The organism is Shewanella piezotolerans WP3 (assembly GCF_000014885.1).
GTDB classification, from domain to species: Bacteria; Pseudomonadota; Gammaproteobacteria; order Enterobacterales; family Shewanellaceae; genus Shewanella; species Shewanella piezotolerans.
In genome coordinates, this window is sequence record NC_011566.1 from 2688026 (window position 1) to 2708798 (window position 20773).

The 20773-nt window shown below is 41.4% G+C and carries 20 protein-coding genes; 18 read left to right on the plus strand and 2 right to left on the minus strand.

Features of this window, described 5'->3' with window-relative positions:
- The first annotated feature begins 101 nt into the window (after positions 1-101).
- The 7 genes from SWP_RS11540 (at position 102) to SWP_RS11570 (ending at position 6610) form a co-directional block, all read left to right on the plus strand.
- Positions 102-2240 (plus strand): replication endonuclease, encoded by a 2139-nt coding sequence (locus SWP_RS11540; RefSeq protein ID WP_052634174.1) that lies wholly within the window; start codon positions 102-104, stop codon positions 2238-2240.
- A 61-nt stretch (positions 2241-2301) separates the two neighbouring features.
- A complete protein-coding gene (locus SWP_RS11545; protein ID WP_020912658.1) occupies positions 2302-2616 on the plus strand; it encodes a hypothetical protein in 315 nt (104 codons plus the stop codon).
- Between the two features lie 416 nt (positions 2617-3032).
- Positions 3033-3272 carry a hypothetical protein gene (locus SWP_RS11550; protein ID WP_020912659.1) on the plus strand — a complete coding sequence of 80 codons (240 nt, stop codon included), beginning with the start codon at positions 3033-3035 and terminating at the stop codon, positions 3270-3272.
- A gap of 39 nt (positions 3273-3311) precedes the next feature.
- Positions 3312-3446: a Major coat protein precursor gene (locus tag SWP_RS24625; RefSeq protein ID WP_020912660.1), complete on the plus strand. Its 135-nt coding sequence runs from the start codon at positions 3312-3314 to the stop codon at positions 3444-3446.
- A 115-nt stretch (positions 3447-3561) separates the two neighbouring features.
- A complete protein-coding gene (locus tag SWP_RS11560) occupies positions 3562-5145 on the plus strand; it encodes a hypothetical protein (RefSeq protein WP_044555868.1) in 1584 nt (527 codons plus the stop codon).
- Positions 5146-5147: 2 nt separating this feature from the next.
- The gene (locus tag SWP_RS11565) at positions 5148-5465 is read left to right on the plus strand and encodes a DUF2523 family protein (protein WP_020912662.1); all 318 of its coding nucleotides are present in this window, start codon (positions 5148-5150) and stop codon (positions 5463-5465) included.
- Positions 5462-6610 (plus strand): zonular occludens toxin domain-containing protein, encoded by a 1149-nt coding sequence (locus tag SWP_RS11570; protein ID WP_020912663.1) that lies wholly within the window; start codon positions 5462-5464, stop codon positions 6608-6610. The genes SWP_RS11565 and SWP_RS11570 overlap by 4 nt, the downstream gene beginning before the upstream one ends.
- A 1306-nt stretch (positions 6611-7916) precedes the next feature.
- On the opposite strand, the gene SWP_RS11575 is transcribed toward SWP_RS11570, so the two are convergent.
- Both SWP_RS11575 and SWP_RS11580 read right to left on the minus strand, forming a co-directional pair.
- On the minus strand, positions 7917-9209 hold the full coding sequence (locus tag SWP_RS11575) for a tyrosine-type recombinase/integrase (protein WP_044555869.1): 1293 nt from the start codon (positions 9207-9209) through the stop codon (positions 7917-7919).
- Positions 9210-10001: 792 nt separating this feature from the next.
- Positions 10002-10472 (minus strand): hypothetical protein, encoded by a 471-nt coding sequence (locus tag SWP_RS11580; RefSeq protein WP_228371131.1) that lies wholly within the window; start codon positions 10470-10472, stop codon positions 10002-10004.
- Positions 10473-10735: 263 nt separating this feature from the next.
- Here SWP_RS11580 and ccoN point away from each other — a divergent pair, with 263 nt between their 5' ends.
- From ccoN to ttcA, 11 genes are all read left to right on the plus strand, one after another.
- On the plus strand, positions 10736-12172 hold the full coding sequence (ccoN, locus tag SWP_RS11585; RefSeq protein WP_020912667.1) for a cytochrome-c oxidase, cbb3-type subunit I: 1437 nt from the start codon (positions 10736-10738) through the stop codon (positions 12170-12172).
- A gap of 12 nt (positions 12173-12184) precedes the next feature.
- A complete protein-coding gene (gene ccoO, locus SWP_RS11590) occupies positions 12185-12799 on the plus strand; it encodes a cytochrome-c oxidase, cbb3-type subunit II (protein ID WP_020912668.1) in 615 nt (204 codons plus the stop codon).
- An 11-nt stretch (positions 12800-12810) separates the two neighbouring features.
- The gene (locus SWP_RS11595; RefSeq protein ID WP_020912669.1) at positions 12811-12987 is read left to right on the plus strand and encodes a CcoQ/FixQ family Cbb3-type cytochrome c oxidase assembly chaperone; all 177 of its coding nucleotides are present in this window, start codon (positions 12811-12813) and stop codon (positions 12985-12987) included.
- A complete protein-coding gene (gene ccoP / locus SWP_RS11600) occupies positions 12987-13943 on the plus strand; it encodes a cytochrome-c oxidase, cbb3-type subunit III (protein WP_020912670.1) in 957 nt (318 codons plus the stop codon). The genes SWP_RS11595 and ccoP overlap by 1 nt, the downstream gene beginning before the upstream one ends.
- 137 nt (positions 13944-14080) lie before the next feature.
- Positions 14081-14560 (plus strand): FixH family protein, encoded by a 480-nt coding sequence (locus SWP_RS11605; protein WP_020912671.1) that lies wholly within the window; start codon positions 14081-14083, stop codon positions 14558-14560.
- Between the two features lie 44 nt (positions 14561-14604).
- Positions 14605-17001 carry a heavy metal translocating P-type ATPase gene (locus tag SWP_RS11610; RefSeq protein WP_020912672.1) on the plus strand — a complete coding sequence of 799 codons (2397 nt, stop codon included), beginning with the start codon at positions 14605-14607 and terminating at the stop codon, positions 16999-17001.
- Positions 16998-17222, plus strand: a complete 225-nt coding sequence (gene ccoS, locus SWP_RS11615; protein ID WP_020912673.1) for a cbb3-type cytochrome oxidase assembly protein CcoS — start codon at positions 16998-17000, stop codon at positions 17220-17222. Before SWP_RS11610 ends, ccoS begins: the two co-directional genes overlap by 4 nt.
- Complete coding sequence (locus SWP_RS11620) at positions 17215-17907, plus strand: sulfite exporter TauE/SafE family protein (protein ID WP_020912674.1); 693 nt, start codon at positions 17215-17217, stop codon at positions 17905-17907. Before ccoS ends, SWP_RS11620 begins: the two co-directional genes overlap by 8 nt.
- A 55-nt stretch (positions 17908-17962) precedes the next feature.
- Positions 17963-18715 (plus strand): electron transport transcriptional regulator EtrA, encoded by a 753-nt coding sequence (gene etrA, locus SWP_RS11625; protein WP_044555870.1) that lies wholly within the window; start codon positions 17963-17965, stop codon positions 18713-18715.
- Positions 18716-18804: 89 nt separating this feature from the next.
- Positions 18805-19737 (plus strand): universal stress protein UspE, encoded by a 933-nt coding sequence (gene uspE, locus SWP_RS11630; RefSeq protein WP_020912676.1) that lies wholly within the window; start codon positions 18805-18807, stop codon positions 19735-19737.
- 79 nt (positions 19738-19816) lie between these two features.
- Complete coding sequence (ttcA, locus tag SWP_RS11635; RefSeq protein ID WP_044555871.1) at positions 19817-20755, plus strand: tRNA 2-thiocytidine(32) synthetase TtcA; 939 nt, start codon at positions 19817-19819, stop codon at positions 20753-20755.
- The last annotated feature ends 18 nt before the right edge of the window (positions 20756-20773 follow it).

Sequence of the window (20773 nt, forward strand, 5' to 3'; positions counted from 1 at the left end):
CCTTTGTGGGGGCATGTATGACTTATTTAAACTATTTTCTTGCATGTTTGATCTTTAGGTTGTACGCTTGCGTCATATTGATTGCATGGATTATATATTTGATGTCTAGAAAAAGATATTATTTACAGGATTTACCGACACCTTTAACTAGTTTTACTGGTGTTCGGTCTTGTACTACTGCTGAAAAGTTCGAACTTGCCGTTCAGGTTTGCTTGTCTTGCGGTCATGAATATGAATCGGACTCTGTAGTCACTTGCCCCGTCTGTGCTTCTAAACTCACTTATTCAGAAGATTCTTTTTTACCTGACACAAAGAAAGCAACTTTTAGCATAGTTGGCGAAGCCACGGCTAACCCGCTTGATTTGGGTTTGGTTCCAACACTTTTAGATAAGATCTCTTCTTACTCATTGCCAGTTAGAACAGCAAAAGAAAGGGCGGTTGCCAAAACCAATTGGCAAGCCCCCTTGTTTAATGTTTTACGCAAACACCGCGATTTTGCACCGGCAATGCTTCACTCTTTTATTTCTATCTGCGATAAGCGTTCTTATTTTGAGGCTTTACAGTCGGTTGAGTCTGCGTCCGCTCGACTTACCGAACTAGGCCACAACGCTACAATGGCAGAAGGTGACATCAAAGATTTAGCTAAGGAAAAGGCGCAACAACTCACTAAGCAGCTTGCAACTGTTGATGACGATGCTGAGCGATTCAGACTTGCTGAGCGCTCGCTATCATTTCTTGGTTTGTCTTTTGATGCTGCTACGGTTAAGCGAAAGCAAGAAGCTGGTGAGCTATTTTCAATGGTTAACCGTGCTGCTGATGAATACTGGTTGAGGCGTCAACTTCGCCGCCGCTTCGCGCAATCTGTAGAGCATGTCGCTCGTGATTTGGCATTGGTTCAAAAGCATAAACAGGTTTACTGCTCTGACTTTTCAGTCAATCGCTATAGAGCACGAACAGAAGACAATAGGGCGGCTTTAGAGAATACCGTTGCTTATGATGAAGATGATGCAAGCAATGTTTTCTCACTTGCTGAATTGTCTGATAAATCTGTTTCTAATGTTGATAATCGTAATGCTGAAATGTTCATTCGCTTAAAAGGGTTTGAAGCGGTTTCTCAGTCTTTAGGCCATAGCGCTATTTTTACAACGGTTACCGCGCCTAGTCGCTTTCATTCTGTCGCTAATCGAGTGACAAATAAGAAATGGCTAGCAGCGGGGAAACCTACGCCAGTTCAAGCGAATGACTATCTAGTCGAGGTTTGGACGGCATTAAGAAAGTCTCTCGATAAAAAGAAAATCAAAATCTACGGGATGCGTGTTGTTGAGCCGCATCATGACGGAACACCGCATCACCACCAATTAATTTTTGGCCTACCTACTGATTTAGCCTTTGTAAAAAAAGAGCTAAAGCGCTTGGCATTGCTTGACTCACCAAATGAAAAGGGTGCTAAAGAGCATCGTTTTAAGTGTGAAGATATCGACCCCAACTACACCAAAAAAGACGGCTCTAAAGGTTCTGCTGTGGGTTATATCGCTAAGTACATTAGCAAAAGCACAGACGGTAAACACATCGAGAAAGACCTGACAACTGATGCTGATGCAGCTAAATCTGCTGAAAGGATTGTGACTTGGGCACGTATTGAAAACATTAGACAGTTTCAATTTTTTGGTGGCCCTAGCGTTACCGTATGGCGTGAAATGCGCCGCTTAAAGGATGAAATCCAAGAAGGTGATGCAGTGTTCAACAATCTAGAAGGTACTGAGCATTATTTGCTTGAAAAGGTGCGAAAGTCTGCTGATGAAGGTGATTGGGCGGCGTTCTGTATTGCTATGGGTGGCGTGTTTGTTAAGCGTACTGACCAAACTGTTAGAACTCATTATGCAGTCCCTGCGGTCGTTGAAAAACTCTTTGAGTCTCACGAGTACGCGACAACTCGCTTCGGTGATAAAGCTAACGCAAGAATCAACGGCATTCTCTTTCAAGGCGTGTTCAAAGCGACTCGTTTTAAAAACTGGGTCGTGATGAATAAAGAGGCTTACATACGTGGCCAGAAGAAAGTCATGTCGGGCGTTGTTGATATTTTCGATGTGCTTGAGCGTGAGAAAGAGTACGAGCGCATGGCCGAACAGCAATACCAAGAATATGAAAATCACATGTTCGAATGTGAAGAGATGCAAGCTTTGCTTTTTGAAGCTAGTGCATGGCGTGGGAGCGAAGCGACCGACGTCATGACGCACTAGCCTTGGACTCGTGTCAATAAGTGTCGTAATTGGTTTTTTTAAATAAATAGGAATACATAAAATGAAACTTGAAGGCTTAATTTTAGATAAATCGGATATTCAAACAAAACAGAAAACTAACTTCAATACAGGTGAAGTGAATGACGTTGGTTTGATTAAGTTAATTACAACTTACCCGACCCAAACGGTAGATGTTCATGTTTCAGTAGAGCTTATGAAAGACCCTAAAACGCTACAGGTTCTTAATGGCGTTGTGGGCACTCGTACTCAGTTATCGGTTGAGTATAAAGAAATGAGCTTTGCTAATAGCGATGGCAAGCACGTTGCTATTAATGGCTTTCACTTGTTTGAATTGCCACACGTTAAGGCTTCTTAACTATGACTGAATTTAAGCGTGTTATTACCCCTATTGAGTTTGGCGTTTTGTCGTTTTCAATACAACGCGCTTACATTCATTGGCTTTTAAATCGGGGCTAGGGCGCACTGTCACTGGTGACGCTATAAAGGGATCTTATGAGTCGCAACTCTGAATATGAAGCAAGACAGAAATCTAAGGGTTTAAGAAAGGTAACTCTTTGGGTTCCTTGTCATTGTGAAAATGAATTTAGGTTGATGGCTCAATCCTGTTGTGAAGATAAAGACTTGATCCCTTTTATGCTTCGTAGTCTCTCAACAGGCCAAATGAGGAAAGGCTCATAACATGAATACATTGATGATTTTTTTAGGTGGTTTCGGCTGTGGTGGTTTAGCTACGTTTGTACTGCTTCATTACGCAGTTAGGAACAAATAACCATGTCTCAATGTGTTGCTTTTACTCAAGAAGGTTATTTAGTGCAATCCACGCAATCTGTTGATGATTGTACGGGTTACATACTGGTTTCACCGACTGAATACAATTTAGCTATTCAGTCGATTGAAATAGACCCCGCCGATGTTTTGCAGGTCTTTGGGCTTGTCTTTGGTTGGGTCGTTTTCCTTAGCTTTATTTCATACAAAGTGAAAATAGCTAAGGTGTTAATCAATCGCGTCTAGTTAGGCGCATTCAAATAAATGTAATAGAGGGATTTAAAAATGGCTGATATTTTCGCTGCGGTAGATTTAGCAAGTGTTGCAACTTTCATTGCTGGTACAGGTGTTCTGATTGTTGGTATTAACCTTGCGCTTAAGGGTATTACGATTGCAAAGCGTGCAGTTAACAAAGCGTAATTTGTAAGGTGGATATGTGGCTAGTTTAATACTAGCCCTTATCTTTACGATTATCGCATTGATAGGGGCAATCTGCGGATACGTAGTAAGTCAAAATTTATTTGGAGGCTGATATATGTTCAAGCTTTTAACAGGGTCGTTAATGCTTGCGTTATCGGCCTTTTCTTTTTTTAGTCATGCAGAGTTTAATGAAAATATGCCTGACTGGGTTCCTGCTAAAGTAGAAGATATGAGTGATGGTACTTGTAGTCTTCTTTATCCTACTGAAGATATTTTTGAAGTGTCAAAGGATGCTTGTGAAGCTTTAGGTAGGGCGCGTTATGATGCCAACCTTACAGCTCCTTATCTTGATGAAAAGTGTTATGCAAGGCCAGGCTATCAAGCTAATAAATATTCGTTTGTTGTTGTTGGTAATATGACTCAAAGATGGCTTGTTAATTGCGTATCTGGTGATACTAACTCTTTAAATGTAAGAACCATGTCAACTTATCGCCCTTATGCTCCTGAGTATATCTATTCCTGTCCGCCCGATGATTATCTAGATTATAAAAAAGGTGTCGATTCTGATTTAGATGGTAATATTGATCAGTGTTTTCCAATCTCGCCAATTTGCCCTCTTGGTTATCATAAATACGCTGTAGAGCCTTATGGTTGCGTTCCTGTTGAATGCCCTGCAAAGGGTAGTGCGAGCAGTTCAATTTCCGCGTTTGGTAAAATACCTGTCGGTGGTTCTGGCACCTATTGCGACGGTACTTGTTCTTATTCTGTCAACGGTGACTCTGTTTCTCATGCTGGTTCTAAATGGGCTACTGGCGTATCTAATGGCGCGGTTTGTGGTAATGGTAAAGTTGCCAGTAATGCAGGTTTCACGCCTCAAGATAAAGAGGGCGATTGTACAACTCATACGCTTTCTAATGGCCAGCTTTATCAAGATTGCTCAAATGTTACCGTTCCCGGTGATGGTACTGGTGACAACAACGGCGGCGGTGAAGAACCTGGCACCGACCATGAAGATAATTTAGTAGAAGAAAACGAAAATGATACGCCTTTTGTGCCTCAAGATTGCGGCCTTGTCGATGATAAAGAGGTTTGTTTCAACAAAAATATTACTGATGCTTTAGAGGCTCAAACTGAGGCGGATAAGAAAGCAGCTGCTGAACGTCACAATAAGCTAGTCGAGCAACAAAAAGAGATTAGTGATTATGTAGAGCGCAAAGCAGGTGAAAGAGAAACAGCAAGGTCAAGTGATGCTAATCAAATGATTACTCAGTTAGACGGCATTAGGCAAGCTATTGAAACGGGTGGTACTGGTGGCGGTGGTGGTTCTAATCAAGGTGTTATTGATGCTATTAATGGTTTGGGTGATGGGCTAGGGGAAACAGACGTTGAAACTGATTCAGAGCCTAGCGCGGGTATAGAATCGTTTTATGAACCTGAATACCCGAATGGCTTCCAAGATGTTTGGAACAAGAATTCATCAGCTTTGCAAAGTAGTGCGCCGTTTGAGTTCGTTAAGCAGTTTGATGACATTGTTGTTAATGGTGCGGCCCCACCCATGGAGTTTTGTTTCAATCTTGGCTCACTGATGAATTACGGCTGTAGCAGCATTGAGCTTGATTCAAGGGTGTTGGGTTTCCTGTTCGCTATCAACATGATTTGCACGGCGTTTGCAGTTCGTAAAATTATCTTTGGGGGTTAGTTATGTTGGATTGGTTTGCAAATAAATGGAATCAGTTTGTTGATTACCTTTATCAGATTTTTACAAGTGCTGTTGAGTTTCTAAAGGATTTTCTTTGGTGGGTACTCGATATGCTATTTGGTGCGGTGGTGTTTCTATTGGATGGTTTAACCAGTCTATTTCAAGGCTTGAATCCGTTGCAGTATATCTCTGCAATACCACCTGAAACGCAATATTTTATGGGGGTTTGCGGTATCAGTACCTCTATGTCATCAATCGTTACAGCGTTGATTATCAGAATGACATTGCAGCTTATCCCGTTTGTGAGGTTAGGCTCATGATTAACGGTATTTTTGGGCGCCCTAGAGCGGGTAAAAGTTACGAAAGCGTTGTTTATCACATTATTCCAGCGGCTAAAGATGGGCGTAAGGTCGTAACAAACATTCCTGTTAACAAGGAAAAGATAGCCCAGTATTACGGTCAAGAAGCAGCGGATAACATTACGGTTATCGAAGCTAAATTTAACCAGTACGGCATGATTAGGCCGTTTTCAGTACCAGAGGATTTTACCAAGCACGATTGGAAGGCTGAGAACGGTCAAGGCGTTTTATTTGTTGTTGATGAAGCGCATTTGTCTATAGGCCGTGACGCCAAGATAGAAGTTTTAGAATATCTCTCAATGCATGGTCACTACGGCCACGACATTATTATTTTGACCCAAAATGCAAGGAAGTTACACAAAGACCTTAAAGATATGATTGAGGTTTGTTGGCGCTGCATTAAGAAGTCTGTTTTTGGTGATGATACTCACTACATTAAAAAGACTTATCACGGCGTCTCGGGTCGTAATGCTGATTTTGTGCATGAAGAGGAACGCGAGTACAAAAAGCAATATTTTCAGTTCTACCAGAGTCACACGCAATCAAGCTCGCCAGTTGATGAAGCGAAGACAAAAGACATAAAAGCAGACCTAATACCGCATAAAAAGTTATCGATAGCTTTAATTATTATCGGGGTTTTGTTTGTGCTTTATACAGGTAAAAAGCTTCTAGTGCCTGATTCGTTGGGTATCGATGATAGTGAAGTTGTAGAGGTTGAGGCTTCTCAGAAATCGTCAGAAACAGGGTCTACTGCAGTTAATCAGCAGGTCGTTACAAGCGGTGTGCCTTCTAACGTCCAGCCCTTAAAGCCTCAAAAATCAGTCGATAATAAACATCCGTTTTATAAGGTGAGCTTGCATATTGATAGCGTGGCTGAATTCACGTTAAAGCAGTATTTAGTTAAAGAGGTTTATTTTGTTGCTGCTCAAAATGGTCAATCTATGTTTACCATTTCAACGCGTGATTTAAGGCTGGCAGGTTATGACGTTCAAGTCTTTGGTGATTGCGCTGTCTTGATCACTTATGACGACTATGAAGACTGGTTAACGTGTGATTCGCCTCAAGTATCTTTAGCAGCCAATTTACCAGAGGTCGCAGAAGATTAGGGAGGGTTCCCGCTTGCGGGAGGGTTACCTAATCGAATAAGACCTATTGAAAATGGAGTTTAAAATGAAAAGAAAGTTTACCGTTTTTGTCTTCCTGATCGTCTTGCCAGTGTTTAGTTTTACAGTAGGAATGGTTTATTCAGATATACAATGGATTACGACATTAGAAGAGATTGAGGCTAGCGAATGATTAAATGTATTACTTTTTTTGTTGGTCTGGTTAGGCCGCTAGATGTTTTAGGACTAGTTTGTATTGTGATTCTATGGTTTATCACGCCATACGTTAATGAGTCTCTAGGGCTTTCTTTGACATTTTTTTAAGAATGCGCACAATGTATATTATGTTAAATAGAGTTTAGAGGTAAATGAACTATTGTAGTAGAAGCCGCAACCTGCTCTTTGTAAGTATCATCACTAGCTCTTTGTTTACATGTACCTTTACTGCTACCTAAACCAAAAATCTAGCGCCAATTGAAGCGTTGCTGTGTTGATTCTGCAGTAGTAAGCCTAGCAAACTTTAAAAGCAGCCACACAGCGCACGCTACATTTAAGCTAAATAAAATGGTGCCCTTAGGTATTTTGTATTCTCGACTTTTGCTATCGCTAACTTGTAAGCGATACTTAACTGTAGTTAGTCGCGACGAGTTTGAAACAGATAGCTGATTAGCATCCCTTAAACCTAGCAGTAAGAAAATTTAACGAACAGAGCCTGGCTTTTATAGTCATTCCTTTTAATCTAAACATTTGAAATAATTGGTGACTATACTTGGCTGCGCAGATTCAGAACACTAAACGTCAATTATGATTAACAGATTGACGTCTAAAAAGTCCACTTTATTACTTCTCTAATGTAGATTCGAAAACGATTGTAAATCGTACTGGCTATAATTTCTATCAGCAATACTCAAGCCTATGCATATTGTTATCTTGTTTAAACAGGTTTTAACTCATGTTTGGAGTTTAATAAATACATACTCAGCTTACCGTTTCGGCGTTCTTAGTTTATCTATATCAGGCATAGGTCCTGTTATGCAAACCTTTAAGTTTCGCAACAGATCAAATAGTCATAGTCGCTACTGTTGGTTAGATATCCCAAATCAATCTAAACTACTGATGATCAGACCGTGGTGACTTGCAAGTATTTGAGACGAAACAAGTTAGTCGCACGTAGATAATTCCTGGATTACGGTATTTAAATTCGCGCTTTATAAGTGTGAATTGGTGTTTTTAATTCGATGCCGATAATGTCACTTATCGGCATTAAGCGATCAGAAATATTTATGCTTTTTATATACAAGCCTAGGACTTACTCGATACCTTGCAGATTATCTAACGGTTTATTTTGGCCACTTTGATGACGCTCAATCTGTGTTGTGTGCAAATATTGCGATGTCGTATCAATGCTTTCATGTCCCGCGTCCGCTTGCACGTGAGACAACGGCCTGCCATGAATATTGATGTCATGAGTGATCCCTGTATGGCGTATATTGTGGATACTCAATTGTCTCATCTGTGCGCCATCTTCTACAAAGCCGTCATTTTCGGCACTTATAGCTGCAAGAACGATGATCTTATCTACTTCTTCTCTTATTTGACGGATCCCAAGGTTGGCATTAATACAGCCGACTTCCCTGCCGCGTCCAGCTGCTCTTTGCCTAATAATAAGTGGATGCTGTTCAGTTGATTTCGGATAATCAGCTAAACCTAAATATTGTCTGTACTCCACTAATGCTTCTAGCAGTGCATTAGACATAGATACGGTACGCCGCTTGCCTCCTTTACTTGAAGGAATATGAAAGCTCCAAATACCAGTTTGCGGATTACGTTTAAATTGCGCCATAACTGGCGTGTACCCCGCTCTTGCAGCAACCTCTGATACCCGTAAATAACAGCAATAAATAAGTTTAATTAAGAACAAGCTGCGTTGATGAGTTTCAGGTTGTTCTTTGGCTAACTTGGTGACTGTTGAAATCACGTAAGACCATTGCAACTCGGTAAAAGCGAGTTGATTGTCGCCGTCGTTATCAAGGCGATACTTCTTACTTGAAGCAAATCGACTTTTATTAAGCCACATCTGCGCTGGGTTTTTCTCGACGTAATCTTCACTCATTAAATAGGCATAAAAAGAAGACAAAATGGCGATCTTGGTTTTTAAGGCACTTTCGCTTAATGCATAGGGCTGGATTATATTGGCAGTCTTCTTACCACGAAAAGGCAACCATTGCGGGTTTGGCGTTCGCAGTGAACTCCCCTTCTCCGCTTTAAACTGCGCGACATTATAATAGCCAATTAGGTTTAGAGGCGGAGACTGACAATACTCTACATATTTTCCAACCTCTTTACGGCCTATCCTAAGCAGATCAAGTTTAGCAACGTCAAAACACCAATGGAGAAAAGTGGTTAACTCGCTACGGTAGGCCTTATAGTTATTTTCACTGTACTTTTGTTCTGCTAGCCAATCGGTGGCATGTTCATATACCACACTGGCATCTTGTATTCCGCTTAAAGAGAGCTGAGTAATACGCTGATTGATTATTGGATTGCCATTTTCAAGGTATTCTATAGAGTCGAAGAGTGGCATTACAATTGGTTGTTGCATTGACGAGTCGCTTGGAAAACTAATTAATAACACTATATTAATCAGTTAGAAGATCCCTGAGTAGTGTTGTTTTCTATTAAAGGATATTTTTTTTGATTTAACTGTTGGTAACCCTAATTTTTGATGAGCACTGGCTGTACATTCGCTTGCACACTGCTGGTTGCAGCTTATGCGTTTCTCACAACACCAGAGGCAAAGTTGCCAAACAGTATTTTTTGATTCCGAATCTAAGCACCTAAAATCAGCAGCACATAGATGCCCTTGCTGGATTAATTGCGCGATCTTTTGTTGTGGGATACTAATATTGAGGTGTTTGTTACTGGCTTCCATGAGGTTTTATACCCATATAATATGACTGTAAACCCAATATACCTAAATGAGAATAATTATCAATCACGCTTTTACGGTAGTTAGATCTATCCCCCTTTTTAAGAGGATTGGGCTATCACCTTGGAGAGTTCGGTACTTTGCATTTATATAACCTCCTAGGGGCTGTTGATCTTTCGAGCTTAGTTTTTGTTCGAATTCAATGTTTCTAGTACAAGGCTTGAGCGATAAAGCTTAGCCGGCTAAGTGAAAAGCTCATAACACATTCTAGTCATAAAAGAATAGAAGCATTGAATCGAACCCAAAGGGCCGCGTTTCTTGGCTATTTTTACTGTGTTGTAGACTATTTGTGGAGAATAACTAAACGGCATAGCCTCCGCCTTGTCAAAATAGCCAATAAACTGCGGCAAAAACAACCGTGAAAGATCAACAGCCCCTAGTATGTGTACAAATAGTATTTTTAGATTAGTGAGATTTATCACTGTCAGCTAAAAACTCAAAAATGGTGAATTTCTCGACACCATTGACCTCAAAACTTACGATAGCTTGCCAAACCATGTAACCACTACTGCATGAACCGTAGATTAATGGGGCTTGATAGCTATTTTTACCTATCTCAGTCAAATTAACAGGGATAATACCCATAAACATATCTCTACCTTCGATACGGACCTTAACGTTTTCCAATGTTTGGGAACTGGTCAAATTCAGCGAAAGAGTCTTTTCACTTGGGGTGTTCCAAGGAGATATGCTCAAGGCTAAGTCAGTGGCACCTACCGATTTTGTACATGCTCCAATTTGAAAATCACATAAACCAGGGTCAGCCTTAAATGGGGTTGTATTTTTGTTGCTATTTGGTTCGCAACCGCTAAAAAATAACGCTATTAAACAGCTTGATAAGACTCTCAATACTACTGATTTGTGAGTATATTGCACAATAAATAACCTTTTAACTAACTCTGTTAACATTCTATTGAGTAGCTTGATCTAGATCAACTTTTCTATAGCCCTAATTCCTATCTTTTTTGACATAGCTCAAGTATCATTGCATTGCTTAGCGTTTACTTCATGAAATGCTAGGTTACACATTGACACACACGACTTCTTCCCTGTAGGGATTGCGTTAAATTGTGTCATTTTGCCGGGTAGAGTCTAACTCTACTTAATAATAAGTATAAGTAATAAGCAGTGGAAGCAATATGATGAACCATTCCCAGCCTCAAGGCGCTGATTACAACTACACTATTGTCCGTCAATTCGCCTTAACAACTGTGTTATGGGGTATTGTTGGAATGTCAGTAGGTGTATTGATCGCAGCCCAGTTAATCTGGCCGCAACTAAACTTTGAAACTCCATGGTTAACGTATAGTCGTCTTAGACCTCTACATACGAATGCTGTGATTTTCGCGTTTGGTACTTCAGCCCTTTTTGCCACATCCTATTATATCGTTCAACGCACCTGTCAAACCAAGCTATTTGCGCCTAAGTTAGCCGCATTTACGTTTTGGGGTTGGCAAGCCATTATTCTATCAGCAGCAATAAGCCTGCCTCTTGGTATCACAAGTGGTAAGGAATATGCTGAGCTAGAATGGCCAATTGATATCGCAATAACCATAGTTTGGGTTGCGTATGCAGTGGTGTTCTTCGGTACCATCGTTAAACGAACAACTTCTCACATTTATGTGGCGAACTGGTTCTTTGGTGCCTTCATTATCACCGTAGCAGTGTTGCACATAGTTAACTCTATGGCAGTCCCGCTAACGCTGACCAAGTCGTACTCACTTTATAGTGGCGCTGTCGATGCTATGGTTCAGTGGTGGTATGGCCATAATGCGGTTGGTTTCTTACTAACAGCTGGTTTCTTGGGTATGATGTATTACTTCGTACCGAAGCAAGCGGGTCGCCCTGTTTATTCGTACCGTTTATCTATTGTTCATTTCTGGGCATTGATTGCTTTGTACATCTGGGCTGGTCCTCACCACCTACATTACACTGCGCTTCCAGATTGGACTCAATCACTTGGTATGGTGATGTCGCTTATTCTATTCGCTCCTTCATGGGGTGGCATGATTAACGGTATCATGACGTTATCAGGTGCTTGGCACAAACTTCGTACAGACCCTATCCTGCGTTTCCTTGTTGTTTCATTGTCATTCTACGGTATGTCTACCTTTGAAGGCCCAATGATGGCAATTAAGACTGTTAACGCACTTTCTCATTACACTGATTGGACTGTTGGACATGTTCACTCTGGTGCTTTGGGTTGGGTAGCGATGGTTTCTATCGGTTCTTTGTATCACTTGATACCAGTTCTGTTTAACCATGGCCGTATGTACAGCACAAACTTAATTAACGTTCATTTCTGGTTGGCAACAATCGGTACTGTTCTTTATATCGTTTCAATGTGGATCTCTGGTGTAATGCAAGGTCTGATGTGGCGCGCAGTTAACTCTGACGGTACATTGACTTATAGCTTCGTTGAAAGCTTAGAAGCCTCTTACCCGTTCTACTTTGTACGTTTCTTAGGTGGTGTTTTCTTCCTGACAGGTATGTTCTTAATGGCATACAACGTGTTCCGTACTGTTAAGGCCCCTAAAGATTCTTTGCCAGCAATTGCTGAAGCAAAAGCAGCTTAAGGAGTAGATTCGATGAAATTTAATCATGAGTTAGTTGAGAAAAACATCGGTCTATTAGGGATATTTACGGTTATCGCAATCAGCTTTGGTAGCTTGGTTGAGATCACTCCCCTACTTTTCCAAAAAGACACGACTGAGCCGCTAGAAGGTCAGATCCCTTACACTGCTTTGCAGATTGAAGGCCGTGATATCTATGTTCGTGAAGGTTGTTATAACTGTCACAGCCAGATGATCCGTCCTTTACGTGCAGAAACTGAACGCTACGGACATTATTCTGTTGCCGGTGAGTCTGTATGGGATCACCCATTCCAGTGGGGTTCTAAGCGTACAGGTCCTGATTTGGCTCGTGTTGGCGGTCGTTACAGTGATAAATGGCATGAAGTTCATTTAATTGATCCTCGCGCTGTAGTACCACAGTCTAATATGCCTGGTTTCCCATGGTTGGCAGAAAACAAGCTAGATGGCGAGTTAACTGGCAAGAAAATGGACATCTTACGCAATCTTCACCCTACACATAAGCTGTATACCGATGAAGAGATTGCTGGAGCTAAAGACGCTGTGAAAGATAAGACGGAAATGGAAGCATTGATCGCTTATCTTCAATCACTTGGCCACGCGCTAAAATAAGGAGGCAAATTATGGATTACGGCACATTACGAGGAATTATAACCATCGTAGTAATGGTGACCTTCGTCGGTATATTTGCTTGGGCATATAGCTCGAGTCGCAAAAAGCAATTCGACGATGCAGCTAATCTTGTTTTCTCTGATGAAGAGCAAAGCGCGATTGCGAATAACTCAGGAGAGCCAAAGTAATGACAAACTTCTGGAGTATATGGATTATCGTACTCTCGTCTGTGGTAATCATTGGTTGTATTTTTCTACTACGTGCATGTTCTAAGAACGACACTGGTGTAGAAGAAGGCGAATCAATGGGCCATAGCTTCGACGGTATTGAAGAATTAAATAACCCACTGCCAAAATGGTGGAGTTATATGTTCTACATTACTATCGTATTTAGTGTCATCTATCTTGCACTTTATCCAGGTATGGGTAGCTTTAAGGGCTTATTAGGTTGGACAAGTTCGAACCAAAGCGTTCGTACACTTGAAGAATCTAAGATTGCTGTTGAAGATGCTTTAAAAGAAGGCCGTTGGGTTCAGTATGACCAAGAAGTCATCCATGCTAACGAAAAGTTTGGTCCTATCTTTAAAGCATACGCTGACACGCCATTGGAAGAGTTAGTTAATAACAAAGAAGCACTGAAAGTTGGTGGTCGTTTGTTCTTACAAAACTGTGCAATGTGTCATGGCAGTGATGCTCGCGGTAGCAAGGGCTTCCCTAACCTCACCGATGGTGCTTGGTTATATGGTGGTGAACTAGAAACGATTAAGACATCCATTATGAATGGCCGTCACGGTATGATGCCGCCTAAAGGTGGTCTACCTATCGAAGATAGTGAATTACCAGGTCTAGCTGAATACGTTGTTAAGTTGTCTGGTCGTGAACATGACGCTGCACTTGCAGCTCAAGGTCAAGGTTCATTCATGAAAGGCTGTTTTGCTTGTCATGGTATGGACGGTACAGGTAACAAATTCATGGGTGCACCTAACTTAACTGACAATGCGTGGCTATATGGCGGAAGCCGTGGTGCGATTCAGCAGTCTATTAAGAATGGTCGAAGTGGCGTAATGCCTGCATGGAAAGATGTATTAGGTGAAGAGAAAGTTCACGTAATCTCAGCATACGTTTATAGCTTGTCAAACAAGTAGTTACACTAGTGTAACAATAAGCGAAATATTAAGGCCTCGTCACTTACGAGGCCTTTTTTTTAAGTGCTAAATCACAGATTTAACTGTAAAATAATGGCTTCAAAAACATCATTCTCTGCTAATAATAGGTGTAAAAAATGTCCACTTCTCAACCCTGGTATAAACAATTCTGGCCTTGGTTTTTAATCATTCTTCCTCTTTGTGCAGTCGTTGCAAGTATTAACTTGTTATATCTTGCTGTTTCAAACAAAGATTCACTGGTGTCAGAAGATTACTATAAAGAAGGTAAAGGCATTAACATGGACCTTCGCAAGATTAAACACGCAAAACAGTTAGGAATGAACTACCTACTTGAGTTTGATGACGAATACGTTGAGCTTTCACAGCAAGGTGGTGAAAACTATCAAGCAGCATTAAGTGTTGGTTTTTTTCACCCAACAATGGCTGAAAAGGATTTCAATGAAATAGTGACCGCAGATGCAAACGGTGTCTACCGTATCGAAATCGACCAGCCTATTTCGGGACCTTGGGAAGTACGTATTGAAGGTTTCGATCAAACTTGGCGCATTCAGCAGCGCGTAACTTTAGTAGACGACCAGCAGTACTGGCTAAACTAACAAGCACTATAAATTAGTCTAATAATTAGTATGAACCCAAATCTATGAGCCAGATCAGTTGCTATCATTGCAGTGAACCCGTACTCACCGGTACTCAATTCACCACTCAAATCCAAAATGAAGATCAACCCATGTGTTGTCCGGGGTGCCAGGCAGTTTCACAGGCTATTATCGATGCGGGTTTAACTAATTATTATAAATTTCGTACTGAACCCGGTAGTAAGCAAACCGCTTTAGTACCCGAAGAGTTAAACAGCGTTAGTGCTTATGACCTGCCAGAAGTGCAACAGGACTTTATTCATCATAGAGATGAACTCAATGAAGTCTCGCTAACTATTGATGGGATCACCTGCGCAGCTTGTGCTTGGCTGATTGAACATCAAGTCAAAAAGCTCAATGGCGTAGTCAGTGTTCAAGTTAACTCAACCACTCAGCGAGCACTCATTGCATGGCAAGCCGATCAAGTTAAGTTGAGTGAAATTCTGAATAAAATTGGTGCGATTGGTTATCAGGCTGCGCCATTTCAAATCGATGAACAAGAAACAAAGAGTAAAAAAGACAGTAGAAAGTTTTTAGTCCGTCTTGGGCTAGCGGGTTTTGCTACCATGCAAGTAATGATGTTTGCCCTCGCCCTTTACTCTGGATACTTTACCGATCTAGACACAGAATTTAGGGATTACTTCCGCTGGGTTAGCATGCTTTTTACCGCGCCTGTTGTGTTTTACTCTGCTCAGCCCTTTTATTTCAGTGCCATACGTTCCTTGTTAATGGGGCGTTTGAATATGGACGTTTCAGTGAGTATCGCAATATGCGGCGCTTATATCGCCAGTTGTGTTGAAACCATTAACGGCACTGGGGAGGTCTATTTCGAATCGGTATCGATGTTTACTTTTTTCCTATTGCTTGGACGTTACTTTGAACAAAATGCTCGTCAAAAAGCTTCTGTTAGCTCCAGTAATTTACATAAACTGGTGCCATTAACCGCTCTTTTAAAAACCGACAAAGGTATTGAAGAAGTACCAGCTAAAAGGCTAGTGATTGGCGATACTATCGTGGTGAAACCTGGCGATGTAATTGCAGCTGACGGTATTATTATTGAGGGAAATTCCTCCATAAACGAAGCCATGTTAACCGGTGAGCAGATGCCAGTTGCTAAGTCATTAGAGGCACAAGTGTTTGCTGGCACGATCAATATTGAACAACCGATTACCATCCAAGTCACCGCGTTAGGGCAAGAACAGCTGGTTGCCGAGATTATTAGGCTGCAAGAGATAGCGTCTAATAGTAAACCTAAGATTGCTCTTTATGCTGATCGATTTTCTAATTACTTTACTGCTGCAATTTTGTTGATTGCGACAGCCACTTATATATTTTGGTATTTTTACTCACCTGAAGATGCTTTTTGGGTAACACTTTCGGTGTTAGTTGCGACCTGCCCTTGTGCATTAGCACTCGCAACACCTACGGCAGTAACATGTGGTACAGCAATTTTAACAAAGCTTGGGATTATCACTCGCAAGGCTGGTGTTTTTGAAAAGCTTCCTAAGCTCAACCATATCGTATTTGATAAAACTGGCACACTCACCTTAGGATCGTTATCTATAACAGATGTAGAAATGATACTAGCCGGCAAAGAAAGCCTGCCACAAGAGAAAGTAATGCAATATGCGGCGGCGCTGGAGGCAAGTTCATTACACCCTATCGCTCGCGCTTTTCAACCGTATTTAAACCAAACAATCAAAGTGTTAGATAAAAAAAGCTTTGTTGGTAACGGGCTACAAGGTGTTATTGATGGTCATTTAGTTAAAATCGGCAGTCAATCATTTATCAATGGCAGCAATGCAGAAGAAAAAGAGGTCATTGTTTGGTTAAGCATTGATGATGTTGTTCAAGCAAAGATAACGCTCGCCGATGAAATTAGGCCATATACTGAGCAAGCAGTTACCGCACTTAAAGCGTTAGGCTGTAATATTAGTATCGCAAGCGGCGATAAATCAGGCGAAGTTGCATCACTGGCCAAACGGCTCGATATTAAGAACTGGCACAATGGTCTTATGCCTGAAGACAAGCTGGCGTTGATTGGTAAACTGCAACAAACCAACCAAGTGGCTATGTTTGGTGACGGCATTAACGATGCTCCCGTCCTCGCAGGTGCCAACCTCTCTGTCGCAATGGGAAGCGGTGCGGCTATCAGTAAAAACAGTGCAGATATCATACTACTTGGTGATAATTTGTCTCGTTTTTCTGATGCGGTAAAAGTCGCTAAGAAAACCGGGCTTATCATCAAGCAAAATTTGTTCTGGGCGCTGGCATACAACCTGTTTATAATCCCTCTAGCAGTTAGCGGTCATGTTGCTCCTTATATTGCCGCAATTGGCATGTCAGCCAGTTCACTCATTGTCGTAAGCAATAGCTTAAGACTACTCAAGGTACGTGTATGAGCATTATTTATGTCTTGATCCCCATCGCCATGTTATTTGTACTCGTTGCAGTAGGCATTTTCTTTTGGGCTGTTCGTTCAGATCAATTTGATGACTTAGAGAAGCAAAGTGTCTCTATTTTGTTTGAAGAAGATAGCAATCAAGCCGAGTCGACTCGCTCTCTAGACTCTCGGAATGTAACAGACTCACAAGATAAACGGAAAAACACGCCGAGTGAATGATTACAGCTTAGTCGGCGCATTTCTTGTTGGTATCATGGGCGCTGGCCATTGCATAGGTATGTGTGGCGGCCTTGTCGGTGCATTATCAGCAAATATTCCCCAAACAAATGGTAGTAACACACTGGTAAAACAACTCGGTTACCTTTTCAGCTATAACAGTGGGCGCATCATTAGCTATACCACGGCAGGCGCTCTTGTTGGGCTAAGTACCAATGCACTAGGGTTACTGTTTGACGTTGACCTATACTTATTAGTACTGCGGATTATCGCAGGTCTGATGATGATGATTACTGGCTTGTACATTGCACAAATTTGGTCTGGCGTCGTACAGATAGAACGCTTAGGTAAAGGTCTGTGGAAATTAGTATCACCTTTAGCTAATCGCTTTATCCCCATCAAAAGCATACCACAGGCTTTCATTGCCGGTGGATTGTGGGGTTGGTTACCTTGTGGATTAGTCTACAGCATGCTTACTTGGGCTGTCGCTGCAGGTAATGCGCTGGACGGTGCGTTAATTATGGCTGCGTTTGGTTTAGGTACACTTCCGGCACTACTTAGTGCTGGCGTAGCTGCAAGTACCTTTAGCCGCTGGGTTCAAAAAAGTACCGTAAAAAAAGTGAGCGGCATGCTACTTATTGCCTTCGGCATACAAACCTTATATGTGGCTATAGGGCAGCTAAACTAGCCCCGATTATTAAATTAGTTTAACATAGCAAGTGGATACAGAACTGAGATAGAGAATGAGCGTAGATAACAACAAAAATCGTCGTCAAATGGCTTCAGGCTGTGCAATTCATTGTCATGATTGCAGCATGGGTACCTTGTGTATCCCTTTCACGCTGAATGCTAATGAATTAGATCAATTAGACGAAATAATTGAACGTAAAAAACCTATTCAAAAAGGCGAAGCTATTTTTAAGTCAGGTGATCCACTTAAATCTCTGTTTGCCATTCGCTCTGGCACGATAAAAAGCTATACCATCACCGAGCAAGGTGATGAGCAGATCACAGGCTTTCATTTAGCGGGTGACGTTATAGGATTTGATGGAATTCATTCACAATTCCATCAAAGCTTTGCCCAAGCTTTAGAAACCTCAATGGTTTGCGAAATTCCTTACACAACGCTTGATGATCTTACTGGTAAAATGCCAAAGCTAAGGCAGCAAGTGATGCGTTTGATGAGTAACGAGATCCAAAGTGATCAAGAGATGATTCTATTGTTAAGTAAGAAAAATGCTGAAGAAAGATTAGCAGCATTTATTAGCAACCTTGCAAAGCGATTTGGCAGCCGAGGCTTTTCTCCAAGAGAGTTTCGTTTGACCATGACCCGTGGGGATATCGGCAATTACCTTGGGCTCACAGTTGAAACCATCAGCCGTTTATTAGGTCGTTTCCAAAAAGCCGAACTGATTGAAGTGAAAGGTAAATATATTACTATTCTTGATATTGATGCTTTGAGTAATTTAGCGGGAAATAGTAATATTGCAAGATAGTGAATATCGACTAATCAGTTGATCTAAAACAATGAATATCCATCGTTTTGGTGCAAGATGGTAATATAACATTAGATAAGGATAAAGTTATGATGGACTATCAAAAACTCCTTGTTGTGGTTGATCCGACCACAGATAGACAAGCTGCATTGGCTCGCGCTGTTAAGCTCGCTTCTGCAAACAATGCGAGTATTACCGTCTTTTTATCTATCTTCGATTTCTCTTATGAAATGACATCAATCTTATCCGGACAAGAACGTGAAGCCATGCGCGAAGGCGTAGTTGCGCAGCGTAAGGCTTGGTTGGATGACATCGTTGAGCCATTTAAGACTGATAATGTAGCGATTGAAACTGAAGTTATTTGGCACAACCGCCCTTTTGAGAGCATCATTCAACACGCTATTAATGGCCAATATGATGTTATTGTTAAAGGGACTCATGAGCACGATAAGCTAAAATCGGTTATATTTACCCCTACTGATTGGCACCTTTTAAGAAAAGCACCAGTGCCTGTATTACTCGTCAAAGATCATGACTGGCCGGTTGCAGGAAAAATAGTTTGTGCAATCAATGTAAGTTCTGAAGATGAAACTAACCAATCTCTTAATGTCAAAATAATTAAGCATGCTAAAAAGCTAGCTAAACAATTTGATGCACAGGTTCACCTTGTAAATGGTTATCCAGGTACGCCTGTTAATCTTGCGATTGAGCTACCAGACTTTGATTCACACTCTTACAGTGAGACCATTCGTTATCAGCACGAGGAACGTATTACCTACCTTGCCAACGCCTATGATATCTCCTCAGATTTCTGTCATGTAAGAGAAGGTTTGCCTGAAGATGTTATTCCTGAACTCGCAGAAAAGCTCGATGCAGAACTTGTTATTTTGGGTACCGTAGGTAGAACTGGGATTTCAGCGGCTTTAATCGGCAATACTGCTGAGCATGTCATTGACAGCATCAACTGTGATCTACTAGCCGTTAAACCAGACGGGTATAAATCTCCACTAGATGAAGCATAACCACTAATAGACTTTACCCAGAGCTGATTAGCTGGAATAATACGCGCCCTGAACATTTGTGTACTAGGCGCGTTTTTTTATGTCCGAAGAATTAACACCAGAACAGATCTCTCGAACCAATAAGCTGCAAAAGCGTTTGCGCTCTGAAGTTGGTAAAGCAATAGGCGATTACAACATGATCGAAGAAGGCGATCGTGTCATGTGCTGCTTATCCGGTGGTAAAGATAGTTATGCTATGCTCGACATTCTGGTTAACCTTCAGCAACGTGCACCGATTAAATTTGAGATAGTCGCAGTTAACCTCGATCAAAAACAACCAGGCTTTCCTGAAGAGATTTTACCAGCTTATCTTGATAAGCTCGGTGTCGCTTATCATATCTTAGAGAAAGATACCTATTCGATCGTAAGAGACAAAATTCCAGAAGGTAAGACAACCTGTTCGTTATGCTCACGCTTACGTCGTGGTACTCTTTATGGTTTTGCTCAAAAAATTGGCGCAACCAAAATAGCTCTTGGCCACCATAGAGATGACATCATTGAGACCCTATTTTTGAACATGTTCTTTGCCGGTAAAATGAAAGCTATGCCGCCAAAGCTGTTGTCTGACGATGGTGCCAACATGGTCATACGCCCTCTTGCCTATAGTCGCGAGAAAGATATTGCAGAATATGCAGAGTTAAAGCAGTTTCCTATTATCCCTTGTAACCTTTGTGGCTCCCAGGAAAACCTTAAACGCGCAGCAGTAAAAGAGATGTTAGTTCAGTGGGATAGAGATTTCCCAGGCCGTATAGAAACAATCTTTACAGCGATGCAACACACAGCTCCGTCTCAGGGTGTTGACAGAGAAAAGTTTGATTTCCTAGCGTTAGAGAGAAATGCTGACGCCCCTTTAAAAGGTGATGTAGCAGAATCCGACCTACCCGCTTTTGATTTTGTAGATATCGCTAATAATGGCCACATTGATTTAGATAAAGCTGCCCGTATCGATGTTGTCAGTACTTATAGTCCACATAGCTAGACTGATTAAAGCCATTAA

Bases quoted from the DNA above. Each gene is read 5' to 3' on its own strand.
- SWP_RS11605 (WP_020912671.1), top strand. From the start codon at position 14,081: ATGTCCACTTCTCAACCCTGGTATAAACAATTCTGGCCTTGGTTTTTA.
- SWP_RS24625 (WP_020912660.1), top strand. From the start codon at position 3,312: ATGGCTGATATTTTCGCTGCGGTAGATTTAGCAAGTGTTGCAACTTTC.
- SWP_RS11565 (WP_020912662.1), top strand. From the start codon at position 5,148: ATGTTGGATTGGTTTGCAAATAAATGGAATCAGTTTGTTGATTACCTT.
- SWP_RS11610 (WP_020912672.1), top strand. From the start codon at position 14,605: ATGAGCCAGATCAGTTGCTATCATTGCAGTGAACCCGTACTCACCGGT.
- SWP_RS11570 (WP_020912663.1), top strand. From the start codon at position 5,462: ATGATTAACGGTATTTTTGGGCGCCCTAGAGCGGGTAAAAGTTACGAA.
- SWP_RS11560 (WP_044555868.1), top strand. From the start codon at position 3,562: ATGTTCAAGCTTTTAACAGGGTCGTTAATGCTTGCGTTATCGGCCTTT.
- SWP_RS11575 (WP_044555869.1), bottom strand. From the start codon at position 9,209: ATGCAACAACCAATTGTAATGCCACTCTTCGACTCTATAGAATACCTT.
- ccoS (WP_020912673.1), top strand. From the start codon at position 16,998: ATGAGCATTATTTATGTCTTGATCCCCATCGCCATGTTATTTGTACTC.
- uspE (WP_020912676.1), top strand. From the start codon at position 18,805: ATGATGGACTATCAAAAACTCCTTGTTGTGGTTGATCCGACCACAGAT.
- SWP_RS11595 (WP_020912669.1), top strand. From the start codon at position 12,811: ATGGATTACGGCACATTACGAGGAATTATAACCATCGTAGTAATGGTG.
- ccoP (WP_020912670.1), top strand. From the start codon at position 12,987: ATGACAAACTTCTGGAGTATATGGATTATCGTACTCTCGTCTGTGGTA.
- ccoO (WP_020912668.1), top strand. From the start codon at position 12,185: ATGAAATTTAATCATGAGTTAGTTGAGAAAAACATCGGTCTATTAGGG.
- ccoN (WP_020912667.1), top strand. From the start codon at position 10,736: ATGATGAACCATTCCCAGCCTCAAGGCGCTGATTACAACTACACTATT.
- SWP_RS11540 (WP_052634174.1), top strand. From the start codon at position 102: ATGTCTAGAAAAAGATATTATTTACAGGATTTACCGACACCTTTAACT.
- etrA (WP_044555870.1), top strand. From the start codon at position 17,963: ATGAGCGTAGATAACAACAAAAATCGTCGTCAAATGGCTTCAGGCTGT.
- SWP_RS11550 (WP_020912659.1), top strand. From the start codon at position 3,033: ATGTCTCAATGTGTTGCTTTTACTCAAGAAGGTTATTTAGTGCAATCC.
- SWP_RS11545 (WP_020912658.1), top strand. From the start codon at position 2,302: ATGAAACTTGAAGGCTTAATTTTAGATAAATCGGATATTCAAACAAAA.
- ttcA (WP_044555871.1), top strand. From the start codon at position 19,817: ATGTCCGAAGAATTAACACCAGAACAGATCTCTCGAACCAATAAGCTG.